10 protein-coding genes are annotated in these 11908 nt (G+C 69.9%); 8 read left to right on the top strand and 2 right to left on the bottom strand.

The features are described from left to right. Positions 1–62: 62 nt before the first annotated feature. The 4 genes from ectB (at position 63) to OG623_RS27775 (ending at position 3860) form a co-directional block, all read left to right on the top strand. The gene (gene ectB / locus OG623_RS27790) at positions 63–1325 is read left to right on the top strand and encodes a diaminobutyrate--2-oxoglutarate transaminase (RefSeq protein ID WP_406150174.1); all 1263 of its coding nucleotides are present in this window, start codon (positions 63–65) and stop codon (positions 1323–1325) included. 62 nt (positions 1326–1387) lie between these two features. After that, a complete protein-coding gene (locus OG623_RS27785) occupies positions 1388–1786 on the top strand; it encodes an ectoine synthase (RefSeq protein WP_406150172.1) in 399 nt (132 codons plus the stop codon). Positions 1787–1789: 3 nt separating this feature from the next. Then, positions 1790–2683 carry an ectoine hydroxylase gene (gene thpD, locus OG623_RS27780; protein ID WP_406150170.1) on the top strand — a complete coding sequence of 298 codons (894 nt, stop codon included), beginning with the start codon at positions 1790–1792 and terminating at the stop codon, positions 2681–2683. Positions 2684–2846: 163 nt separating this feature from the next. Continuing rightward, positions 2847–3860 carry a VOC family protein gene (locus OG623_RS27775; RefSeq protein WP_406150168.1) on the top strand — a complete coding sequence of 338 codons (1014 nt, stop codon included), beginning with the start codon at positions 2847–2849 and terminating at the stop codon, positions 3858–3860. Positions 3861–3886: 26 nt separating this feature from the next. Here OG623_RS27775 and OG623_RS27770 read toward each other — a convergent pair whose 3' ends face one another. Both OG623_RS27770 and OG623_RS27765 read right to left on the bottom strand, forming a co-directional pair. Then, positions 3887–5446: an arabinogalactan endo-beta-1,4-galactanase gene (locus OG623_RS27770; RefSeq protein WP_406150166.1), complete on the bottom strand. Its 1560-nt coding sequence runs from the start codon at positions 5444–5446 to the stop codon at positions 3887–3889. Between the two features lie 42 nt (positions 5447–5488). After that, the gene (locus tag OG623_RS27765; protein ID WP_406150164.1) at positions 5489–7531 is read right to left on the bottom strand and encodes a beta-galactosidase; all 2043 of its coding nucleotides are present in this window, start codon (positions 7529–7531) and stop codon (positions 5489–5491) included. A 188-nt stretch (positions 7532–7719) separates the two neighbouring features. Between OG623_RS27765 and OG623_RS27760 the strand changes: the two genes are divergently transcribed. The 4 genes from OG623_RS27760 to OG623_RS27745 are packed head-to-tail and all read left to right on the top strand — an operon-like array spanning position 7720 to position 11897. Continuing rightward, a complete protein-coding gene (locus OG623_RS27760; RefSeq protein ID WP_406150163.1) occupies positions 7720–9036 on the top strand; it encodes an extracellular solute-binding protein in 1317 nt (438 codons plus the stop codon). Next, positions 9033–9959, top strand: coding sequence for a carbohydrate ABC transporter permease (locus OG623_RS27755; protein WP_406150162.1), 927 nt, complete (start codon positions 9033–9035; stop codon positions 9957–9959). Before OG623_RS27760 ends, OG623_RS27755 begins: the two co-directional genes overlap by 4 nt. After that, the gene (locus OG623_RS27750) at positions 9956–10816 is read left to right on the top strand and encodes a carbohydrate ABC transporter permease (protein ID WP_406150160.1); all 861 of its coding nucleotides are present in this window, start codon (positions 9956–9958) and stop codon (positions 10814–10816) included. Before OG623_RS27755 ends, OG623_RS27750 begins: the two co-directional genes overlap by 4 nt. A 43-nt stretch (positions 10817–10859) precedes the next feature. Beyond that, complete coding sequence (locus tag OG623_RS27745; RefSeq protein ID WP_406150158.1) at positions 10860–11897, top strand: LacI family DNA-binding transcriptional regulator; 1038 nt, start codon at positions 10860–10862, stop codon at positions 11895–11897. Positions 11898–11908 lie beyond the last annotated feature (11 nt).

The following is an 11908-nucleotide window of genomic DNA, read 5'->3' as shown; positions in this document are numbered from 1 at the left end:
CGGCTTCCTCGGGCATGCCTGACCCGCCGCCCGTCACACCCCCCTCGAGCAGGAGATCAGCTGTGACCATCACCCCGCCCGCCCTGAGTGTCTTCGAGACCCTGGAGTCGGAAGTACGGAGCTACTGCCGCGGTTGGCCCGCAGTCTTCGACCGCGCGCAGGGCGCCCGGCTGACGGACGAGGACGGACACTCGTACCTCGACTTCTTCGCCGGTGCCGGATCACTCAACTACGGCCACAACAACCCGGTGCTGAAACGCGCGCTGATCGACTACATCGAGCGCGACGGCATCACCCACGGCCTGGACATGGCCACGACGGCCAAACGAGCGTTCCTCGAGACCTTCGAGAACGTCATCCTGCGCCCCCGTGACCTGCCCTACAAGGTGATGTTCCCCGGCCCGACCGGCACGAACGCCGTCGAGGCGGCGCTGAAGCTCGCCCGCAAGGTCAAGGGCCGCGAGTCCGTCGTCTCGTTCACCAACGCCTTCCACGGCATGTCGCTCGGCTCGCTCGCCGTGACCGGCAACGCCTTCAAGCGCGCCGGCGCCGGCATCCCGCTGGTGCACGGCACCCCGATGCCGTTCGACAACTACTTCGACGGCACGGTCCCCGACTTCCTCTGGTTCGAGCGGCTCCTGGAGGACCAGGGCTCCGGCCTCAACAAGCCCGCCGCCGTGATCGTGGAGACCGTGCAGGGTGAGGGCGGCATCAACATCGCCCGCGCCGCGTGGCTGCGCGCGCTCCAGGAGCTGTGCCACCGCCAGGACATGCTCCTGATCGTCGACGACATCCAGATGGGCTGCGGCCGTACCGGCGGCTTCTTCTCCTTCGAGGAGGCCGGCATCGTCCCGGACATCGTCACGCTGTCGAAGTCCATCAGCGGCTACGGCCTGCCGATGTCGCTCTGCCTCTTCAAGGGCGAGCTGGACATCTGGGAGCCGGGCGAGCACAACGGCACGTTCCGCGGCAACAACCCGGCCTTCGTGACCGCCGCCGCCACGCTCGACGCCTACTGGGCCGACGGCCAGATGGAGAAGCAGACGCTGGCCCGCGGCGAGCAGGTCGAGCAGACGATGCTGGCGATCTGCGCCGAGGAGCCGACCGCGCAGTTCCGTGGTCGTGGCCTGGTCTGGGGCCTGGAGTTCAGCGAGCCCGCGCGTGCCTCCGCCGTCTGTGCACGCGCCTTCGAGCTCGGCCTGCTGCTGGAGACCTCCGGCCCGCAGTCCGAGGTCGTGAAGCTGCTCCCGCCGCTGACCGTCACCCCCGAAGAGCTGGACGAGGGCCTGCGCACGCTGGCCCGTTCCGTCCGCGAGACCGCCTGAGCGGGGGCACTCCCCGCGCAGGCACCGAAGAGCAGGACAGAAGAGAAAGGCACCATCCCACCGTGATCGTCCGATCTTTCAGTGACATCGAGAACACCGACCGGCATCTGAAGTCCGCTTCAGGTACCTGGGAGACCAAGCGCATCGTGCTCGCCAAGGAAAAGGTGGGCTTCTCGCTGCACGAGACCGTGCTGTACGCGGGCACGGAGACGTCGATGTGGTATGCCAATCACATCGAGGCCGTTCTGTGCACCGAGGGCGAGGCCGAGCTCACCAACGACGAGACCGGCGAGAAGCACTGGATCTCTCCCGGGACGATGTACCTGCTGGACGGGCACGAGCACCACACGCTGAGGCCCAAGACCGACTTCCGATGCGTGTGCGTCTTCAATCCCCCCGTCACCGGACGGGAGGACCATGACGAGAACGGTGCATACCCGCTGCTGACAGAGGAGGGCTGAACCATGACCACCGATGTACGCGCCGACCTGTACCCCTCGCGCGGCGCCGCCGAGATGACCACTCCCCGCCAGGACCCGGTCATCTGGTCCGCGCCGGGCGCGCCGGGACCGATCGCCGCGAAGGACCTGCAGTCCTTCGAACACGACGGCTTCCTCGCCATCGACCAGCTCATCACGCCGGACGAGGTGACCGTCTACCAGGCCGAGCTGGAACGGCTGATCGCCGACCCGGCCGTCCGCGCCGACGAGCGCTCGATCATCGAGCCGAAGTCGCAGAGCGTGCGGTCCGTCTTCGAGATCCACAAGATCAGTGAGGTCTTCGCGAAGCTGGTCAGCGACGAGCGTGTGGTGGGCCGGGCCCGCCAGATCCTCGGCTCGGACGTGTACGTCCACCAGTCCCGGATCAACGTCAAGCCGGGATTCGGGGCGTCGGGCTTCTACTGGCACTCGGACTTCGAGACCTGGCACGCCGAGGACGGTCTGGCGAACATGCGGACCGTGTCCGTCTCGGTCGCGCTGACGGAGAACTTCGACACCAACGGCGGGCTGATGATCATGCCCGGTTCGCACAAGTCGTTCCTCGGCTGTGCGGGCGAGACGCCGAAGGACAACTACAAGAAGTCCCTCCAGATGCAGGACGCCGGCATCCCGTCGAACGAGGCGCTGACGAAGATGGCCGACCGGCACGGCATCAAGCTCTTCACGGGCAAGGCCGGTTCGGCGACCTGGTTCGACTGCAACGCCATGCACGGGTCGGGCGACAACATCACCCCGTACGCACGCAGCAACGTGTTCATCGTGTTCAACAGCGTGGACAACCCGGCCCAGGAGCCGTTCTCGGCTCCGATCCGCCGGCCCGAGTTCATCGGGGCGCGTGACTTCACCCCGGTGAAGTAGACACGTACGACACTCAGGTGGGGCGGGACGCATCGCGCGTCCCGCCTCTTCCGCGTCCGGTGCTCCGGGTGCCCGGAGCCGGGCAGGATGCGTCCGGACCCGGCCGGGGCGGCGGGGAACAACTCGCTGGACCGTGGTGCCCCGTGCCGGAAGGGTGTCCCCCATGACCTCCCTCGTACAGCACATCACCATCGACTGTGCCGACGCCTACAGGCTGGCCCTCTTCTGGTCCGAGGTGCTCGGCGCGCCTCTGTCGGACGACGACGCCCCCGGCGATCCCGAGGCGCTCGTGGAGACCCCGGGGGCGGCGCTGCTCTTCGTCACGGTGCCCGAACCCAAGCGTGCCAAGAACCGCGTCCATCTGGACATCAGGCCGGAGGACCGCACCCGCGACGCGGAGGTCGAGCGGCTGCTCGCTCTCGGCGCGACACTCGTCGCCGACCACCGCAAGCCGAACGGGCGGGGCTGGGCGACCCTGGCGGATCCCGAGGGCAACGAGTTCTGCGTGGAGTGCGGCGCTGCGGAGCGCGCCGCACTGACCGGCACCAGGCTGCCCGTCACCGCCGACGACGTGACGCTCGCGGTACGCCTCGCGGCCGACACCCTCGCGACGTCCCCCGAGGCCGACTGGCACATCCCGGCCGGGTCGTTGACCTGGGACTGCTGGGAGACCGTGGAGCACCTCGGCGACGATCTCTTCGCGTACGCCGTCCAGCTGGGCCCGCGCACGCCCCCGCTGGAGAGCGAGGTCCCCTACCGCTGGCGCGCCGACCGCGAGGGCGGCCCCCGGAACTCGGTCTTCGCGAACCCGGAGGCGGGAACGGCCGGCCTGCTCCAGACCCTGGAGGCGAGCGGCGCCCTCCTGGCCGCGATGGTACGGACGGCGTCCCCCGCCCTCCGCTCCTACCACTCCTACGGCGTCTCCGACCCGGAGGGCTTCGCCGCGATGGGCGTCGTCGAGACCCTGGTGCACACCCATGACGTCGCCGCCGGCCTTTCGCTCTCCTGGACCCCGCCCCGTGACCTCTGCGACCGCGTACTGGCCCGGCTCTTCCCCGACGCCCCGGACGACGAGGACCGGTGGACCGTCCTGCTGTGGTCCACCGGCCGCGCGGATCTGCCGGGCCGCGACCGCCTCACCGCGTGGAAGTGGCACGGCGCGCCGCCGGCCCGGTGAGCCGCACACGGCCCCGGACGGGCCGTCTACCGCTCGGCGAACCAGTTCGCCGCCGGCAGAAGCTTGCCGTCGTAGTCGAAGACCGCCTGGTTCTCCCAGGCGTTGCCCGACGCCGGGTCGGCCGGGTCCCAGCCGCTGCCCTTCACGGCGGTCCAGGCCGGCTCCCAGTACACGGCGCCGAGGCCCCGGTTGTCCGGGACGGCCTCGACGACGTTCATGACGTCGCGGAGATTCGCCGCCTGGCCCTCGGGCGTCGCCGGGTAGCCGTCGACCAGCTGGTCGGCGGTGGCGACGTTGTTCTCCAGGCCGTCGGCGTTGTCGAGCGTATGGGCGTACGCCGTCTCGGCGACCAGGACCGGCTTGCCGTAGCGGGACGCGGCGTCGTCCAGGTTGGTCTGGAGTTCGGCCAGCGAGCCGTGCCAGTAGGCGTAGTACGACAGGGCGATGACGTCGAAGGGCACCTGCTGGGCCACCGCGTTGTCGAACCACCAGCGGGTGCCCTCGTTGTCGCCGCCCTCCGCGAGGTGCAGCGCCACCTGGGTGGTGGAGGAGACCTCCTTCGCGGCCTGCGCCCCCGAGGTGAGCAGGCCGGCCAGCTGGGACCAGTTGTCGGTGGAGCCCTCGGGCCGGAGCATCCCGCCGTTGATCTCGTTGCCGATCTGCACCATGTCGGCCGTGGTGCCCTGTGCCTTGAGCGCGTTCAGCACGTCGTACGTGTGGTCGTGGACGTCGGCACGGAGCTGGGCGTAGTCGTGCCCGGCCCAGGCGGCGGGCTTGTTCTGCTTGCCGGGGTCGGCCCAGGCGTCGGAGTAGTGGAAGTCGATCAGGATCTTCATGCCGAGGGCCTTGGCCCGCTCGGCCATGGCCAGGACATGCGCCTGGTCGTTGTAGCCGTCCGCGGGGTCGACCCAGACCTTGAGGCGTACGTAGTTCATCCCCGCGGCGCCGAGGATGCTCATGGCGTCCCCGGCGGCGCCGCTCGCGTCGGTGTACGTCGCGCCGTACGCCTCGTTCTTCGGGAGGGTGGAGAGGTCACCGCCCCTGACGCTCAGCCCGGTGGATCCGGGGGTGAACGTGAGGTCGTCGAAGTTGGCCCACTCCCCCGCGTGGGCCTCGGAGCTGAGGCTGATCGTGCAGGCCCCGCCGGTCACCCGTACCGAGGTGACGATCCGGACCCAGTCGCCGTCCACGGTGGGCGGCAGGTCGGTGCGCCGTTCCGCGGAGCCGCAGTCGCGCAGGCCTATGGAGGCGGAGTTCTGGCCGCCGCCGGAGCGTACCCAGGCGCTGAGGGTGTACGTGCCGTCGGTGAGGCCGGTGAGCCGCTGGTAGGTCTCGACCTGGTACGCCGATTCCGACCAGTGGCTGAGCCGGGTGCTGCCGCCGTGGCCGCCCGCCTCGGTGAAGGAGGCGGCGTCCTGCCCGTCGGCCGAGTGCGTCGACCAGCCGGTCGCGCCCGCCTCGAAACCGGTGTTGACGGCGGCGGTGGCCGCCTGGGCGCTCTGGGCGGGGAGCGCGGCGAACGTGAGGCCGGACAGTGCGGCCACCGCTGCGGCGGCTCCCGCCCGGGTGTGCTTCGTTCCGTACATCGTCGATGTCCCTTCGACAGTTGTGCGGGCCTTCGCGGTACCTCAGCCGGCGTGCACGACGCGGACCTCGCCCGCCGGTACGGCGAGCTTGTCCACGGCGGGCTCACCGGTGAGGAGTTCGGTGCCGGGGGCGTCCAGCGCCACATCGGCGTCGGTGTCGCTGTGGTTGATCACGAAGAGGTAGCTGCCGGTCTCTCCGGCGCGGCGCACCACCTCGACGTCGTACGGCAGGGCCGTGCGGGGCTCGATGCCCGCTTCGGCGGCGGCACGTGAGAGGACGGCGTCCAGGGCGGGCCCGGAGAGCCGGGTGGAGAGGTACCAGGCGGCGCCCTCGCCGAGCCGGTTGCGGGTGACGGCGGGCCGGCCGGCCGGGATGCCGTCGGCGTACGCCCAGAGGGTCTCGGCGCCGCGCGGGATCACCACGTCCGACCAGAGGTCACCGGTCAGCTCGGGGCCTTCGGGGGCGCCCTCGGGGGTGATCAGCCGGACGGTCCCGCCCTCGCCGAGCGGGGAGAACTCCTCGACGGTCAGGCCGAGTACGTCCCGCAGCGGGCCGGGGTAGGCGCCGGGGTGCACCGCGTCGTCGGCGTCGACGATGCCGGAGAAGTACGAGACGACGAGGGTGCCGCCGTTCTCGACGTACCGGCGCAGATTGCGGCCGCTCTCCTCGGTGGTGAGGTAGAGGGCGGGTACGACGACCAGCGGGTAGCCGGAGAGGTCGGCGTCCGGGTGGGCGAAGTCGACGGTGAGGTGCTGGTCGTAGAGCGAGGCGTAGAAGGCGTCCGCGCGCTCGCGGGCGTCGTGCTGCTCGCTCGGACGCCACTCCAGGCGCTGCGCCCACCAGGACTCCCAGTCCCAGAGCACCGCCACATCGGCGACGGTACGGGTGCCCCTGATGCCGTCGAGCCGGCCGATACCGGCGCCGAGCGCGCTCACCTCGCGCCAGATCCGTGAGTCGGTTCCGGCGTGCGGGACCATCGCGGAGTGGAACTTCTCGGCGCCCCGCCTGGACTGCCGCCACTGGAAGAACATCGCGCCTTCGGACCCCCGGGCGACATGGGCGAGGCTGTTGCGGGCCATCTCACCGGGGCGCTTGGCGGGGTTGCGTGGCTGCCAGTTGACGCCGCTGGTGGAGTGTTCGAGGAGCAGCCAGGGCGCGCCGCCCGCCACGGAGCGGGTGAGGTCGGCGGCCATGGCGAGGTTGACGTGGGTGCGGCGGCCGTCCGTGATCAGGTAGTGGTCGTTGGAGACGATGTCGACCTCGCGGCCCCAGGCCCAGTAGTCGACGGACTCGCACTGGCTGAGGGCCGTCATGAAGTTCGTGGTGACGGGGATGCCGGGGGCGAGCCGGTGCAGGATGTCGCGTTCGGCCGTGAAGTTCTCCCGCATGGTGGCGTCGGCGAAGCGGGCGTAGTCCAGCTGCTGCGCGGGATTGCCGACGGTCGGGGTGGTGCGGGGCGGTTCGATGTCGTCGAGGGTGCGGTAGCGCTGGCCCCAGAAGGCGGTGCCCCAGGCCTCGTTGACCGCTTCGACGGAGCCGTGACGGGCGGTGAGCCAGCGGCGGAAGTGCGCGCCACAGGTGTCGCAGTAGCAGGCGCTGACGGGGACGCCGTACTCGTTGTGGACGTGCCACATCGCGAGGGCGGGGTGGTTGGCGTAGCGGCGGGCGAGTTGTTCGGTGATGTCGGCCGCCGCCGCACGGTAGGCGGGCGAGCTGTGGCAGATGGCGCCGCGTGAGCCGAAGGCGAGGCGGACCCCGTCCGGGGTGACCGGCAGGGCTTCGGGGTGGGCGCGGTAGAACCAGGCCGGCGGGGCGACGGTGGGGGTGCCGAGGTCGGCGCGGATGCCGTTGACGTGCAGCAGGTCCAGGAGACGGTCGAGCCAGCCGAAGTCATGGACGCCCGGTTCGGGTTCCAGCAGGGCCCAGGAGAAGATCCCGACGCTGACCATGGTCACACCGGCTTCCCGCATCAGGCGGACGTCCTCGTGCCAGACCTCCTCGGGCCACTGCTCCGGGTTGTAGTCGCCGCCGAAGGCCAGCTTGCGCAGGCCGACCGGGTACGGCGCGGATTCTGAGTGCGGCATGGACAGCTCCTGGCTCTTCGGGGCAATTTCTGGGAACGTGCACACACACTCTCGGCGGCGCAGGGCCAACATAACCGCACAGCAACAACCATTGACAAGTGTCGGTTTCGTTTCTCTACTGTGAACGCTCACAGCGCCTTCCGGCCGGTCCGTCGAAGCGTCTGTTCGTCTCGTCAGGGGAGAAACCCATGAAATACCGCACCGTCGCGGTGTCCACCGCCGCAGCTCTCGCCGCCACCGCCCTGCTCTCGGGCTGCGGTTCGTCGGACGACGGGGGCGACGAGCCCGCCGCTTCGGGACCCGCCTCGCTGACCTACTGGGCGTGGGCGCCCGGCCTGGACAAGGTCGCGGACATCTGGAACAAGGGCCCCGGCAAGGAGGCAGGCATCACCGTCACGGTGAAGAAGCAGGCTTCGGGCGACGACCTGGTCACCAAGATCATCACGGCGGCGAAGGCCCACAAGGCCCCCGACCTGGTCCAGGCCGAGTACCAGGCGCTCCCCACCCTGGTCTCCAACGACGTGCTCGCCGACATATCCGACGAGGCGGGCGACACGAAGAGCCAGTTCGCCGACGGGATCTGGCAGCAGACGACGCTGGGCTCCGACGCCCTGTACGCCCTGCCGCAGGACTCGGGCCCGCTGATGTTCTACTACCGCCAGGACCTCTTCAAGAAGTACGGCCTGACCGTGCCCACCACCTGGGACGAGTTCGCCGATACGGCCCGCGCGCTGAAGAAGAAGGCGCCGGACAAGGACCTCACCACCTTCTCCTCCAACGACTCGGGCCTCTTCGCGGGCCTCGCCCAGCAGGCCGGCGCCAAGTGGTGGACCACCGGCGGCGACAAGTGGAAGGTCGCCATCGACGACCCGGCCACGCAGAAGGTCGCCGACTTCTGGGGCGGCCTGGTCAAGGAGGGGGCCATCGACAACCAGCCGATGTACACCCCGGCCTGGAACAAGGCGCTCAACACCGGCAAGCAGGTCGCCTGGGTCAGCGCCGTCTGGGCGCCGGGCACCCTGACCACGGCCGCGCCCGAGACGAAGGGCAAGTGGGCCATGGCGCCGCTCCCCCAGTGGACGGCCGGCGACAACGTCACCGGCAGCTGGGGTGGCTCCTCCACGGCGGTCACCAACGACTCGAAGAACAAGAAGGCGGCCGCGACCTTCGCCAAGTGGCTGAACACCGACCCCGCGGCGCTGGCCGCACTGGTGAAGGAGGGCGGCATCTACCCCGCCGCCACGGCCGCCCAGACCGGTGACGCGCTCGCGAAGGCACCGGACTACTTCTCCAACCAGCCCGACTTCTACACCGAGGCCGCCAAGATCGCCCAGGGCACGGCCCCGGCCGCCTGGGGTCCGAACGTCAACGTCGCGTACAGCGCCTTCAAGGACAACTTCGCCGCCGCGGCCAAGAACAAGTCGGACTTCGGCCCCGCGCTGACCGCCATGCAGGACGCCACCGTCGCGGACCTGAAGAAGCAGGGCTTCGGAGTCTCGGAGTGACACGTACACCCCGCCGGAAGGCGCAGGGGGTCAGGAGCGCCCCGTACGCCTTCCTGGTCCCCGCCACCGTCCTCTTCCTGCTCTTCTTCGCCCTGCCGATCGGCTACGCCGTCTACCTGAGCTTCCGCAGGACCGAGGTCAAGGGACTCGGCCTCGGCAAGGGCGCCCGCGACGAGATCTGGGCCGGTCTCTCCAACTACACCGACGCCCTCACCGACTCGGAGCTGCTGCACGGAGCGCTGCGCATCCTCGGCTACGGCGCGATCGTCGTCCCGGTGATGCTCGGCCTGGCCCTGCTGTTCGCCCTGCTGCTGGACACCGACGGGCTCAGGGCACGCGGCTTCAGCCGGCTGGCGATCTTCCTGCCGTACGCGATCCCCGGCGTCATCGCCGCGCTGATGTGGGGCTTTCTGTATCTGCCCGACGTCAGCCCCTTCCTGTACGTGCTCGACGCGCTGGGGCTTCCGCGGCCCGATCTGCTGGACGGCGGGCCGCTGTACCTCTCGCTGGCCAACATCGCGGTGTGGGGCGGCACCGGCTTCAACATGATCGTGATCTACACGTCGCTGCGGGCGATCCCCGCCGAGATCTTCGAGGCCGCACGGATCGACGGCTGCTCCCAGCTCCAGATCGCGCTGCGGATCAAGATCCCGATGGTGCTGCCCTCGCTGATCCTGACCTTCTTCTTCTCGATCATCGCGACGCTCCAGGTGTTCAGCGAGCCCACCACCCTGAAGCCCCTCACCAACTCGCTCTCCACCACCTGGAGTCCGCTGATGAAGGTCTACCAGGACGCCTTCGTCAACAACGACATCCACGCGGCGGCCGCCCAGGCCGTCATCATCGCCGTCGCCACCCTCGCCCTGTCCTTCGGCTTCCTCAAGGCGGCCAACTCCCGTACGAAGCAGGGGGACTCCCGATGAGCACCCAGCCACTCGCCGCCCCCGGGCGCCGGCGTCTCCCCCTCGTCCCCACGGCCGCGCTGCTCCTCGGTGCCGTGTACTGCCTGCTGCCCGTCCTCTGGGTGCTGGTCGCGTCGACGAAGTCCGGCAGCGAGCTGTTCTCGACCTTCACCTTCCTGCCCGGCTCCGGTTTCGCCGACAACGTCGCCGACCTCACGGAGTACCGCGACGGGGTGTACTGGAAATGGATGGCCAACTCGGCCTTCTACGCCGGGGTGGGCGCCCTGCTGTCCACCGCCGTGTCCGCGGTCTCGGGGTACGCGCTGGCCGTGTACCGCTTCCGCGGCAAGGAGACCGTCTTCAACATCCTGCTCGCCGGGGTCCTGATGCCTCCGGTGATCCTGGCCGTACCGCAGTACCTGCTGCTGGCCGAGGCCGACATGACCGACTCCTACCTCTCGGTCCTGCTGCCGCTGATCCTCTCCCCGTACGGTGTCTACCTCGCCCGGATCTACGCGGCGGCCGCCGTACCGGCCGATGTGATCGAGGCGGGACGGATGGACGGCGGCGGCGAGTGGCGGATCTTCCGGACCATCGCGCTGCCGATGATGCTGCCGGGTCTGGTGACGGTGTTCCTGTTCCAGTTCGTGGCGGTCTGGAACAACTTCCTGCTGCCCTACATCATGCTCGGTGACGACGAGAAGTTCCCGGTGACCCTGGGGCTCTACACGCTGCTCCAACAGGGTTCGAACACCCCGGCGCTCTACACCCTGGTCATCACCGGAGCGCTGCTGGCGATCGTCCCGCTGATCGCGCTGTTCCTGGTGATCCAGCGGTTCTGGAGCCTCGACCTGCTCTCCGGCGCCGTAAAGTCCTGACAGCTCCTCAACAGGGCTTCCCACAGTGATGAAAGATCGCACCATGAACCGCCGCACAGAACACAACGGCACGGGTCGTCCCCGGCCGCCGACGATCCACGATGTCGCCCGGGAGGCCGGGGTGTCCCGGGGCACGGTCTCCCGGGTACTCAACGGCGGTCACAACGTCAGCCCGGCCGCGCTCGACGCGGTGCAGTCCGCCATACGCAGGACCGGCTACACCGTGAACCGGCACGCACGGTCGCTGATCACCGGACGTTCCGACTCGGTGGCGTTCCTGCTGACCGAACCCCAGGAACGCTTCTTCGAGGACCCGAACTTCAATGTGCTGCTGCGTGGCTGCACCACGGCGCTCGCCGCGCACGACGTCCCGCTGCTGCTGATGATCGCGGGGACGGAGGCGGAACGCCGAAGGAACATGCGCTACATCGCCGGGCACGTGGACGGGGTGCTGCTGGTCTCCAGCCACTCGGGCGACCCGGTCGCCGCCCAGCTGCACGACGCCGGCGTACCGCTGGTGGCGTGCGGGAAGCCGCTGGGGCAGGGGTCGAAGGTCAGCTATGTGGCGGCGGACGACCAGGGCGGCGCCCGGGACATGGTGCGCTACCTCCACGAGTCGGGGCGCCGGCGGATCGCCACGGTCGCCGGGCCGCTGGACACCCCCGGCGGTGTGGAGCGGCTCGCGGGCTACCGGGCGACACTCGCCGAGTGCGGGCTTCCCTACGACGACGCGCTGGTCGTGCCGGGCGACTACAGCCGTGCCGGCGGCGAGGCTGCGGCCTCGCTGCTGCTGGAGCGGGCCCCTGACGTCGACGCGGTCTTCGTCGCGTCGGACCTGATGGCGCAGGGCGTACTGACCGCGCTGGAGAAGGCGGGCCGGCGGGTGCCGCAGGACATCGCGGTCGCCGGCTTCGACGACTCACCGGCGGCGCTCGCGGCGCGCCCGGAGCTGACGACGGTACGTCAGCCGTGGGACCGGATCAGCGCCGAGATGGTACGGGTGCTGCTGGCGCAGATCGGCGGGGAGGACCCGGCCGCGGTCATCCTCCCCACCGAGCTGGTGCGCAGGGATTCGGCGTAGGGGCCCGGCGC

Origin of the sequence: Streptomyces sp. NBC_01012 (assembly GCF_045162755.1) — a bacterium.
In the GTDB taxonomy this organism is placed as follows: Bacteria; Actinomycetota; Actinomycetes; order Streptomycetales; family Streptomycetaceae; genus Streptomyces.
This window is presented reverse-complemented; position numbering and strand designations above follow the sequence as displayed.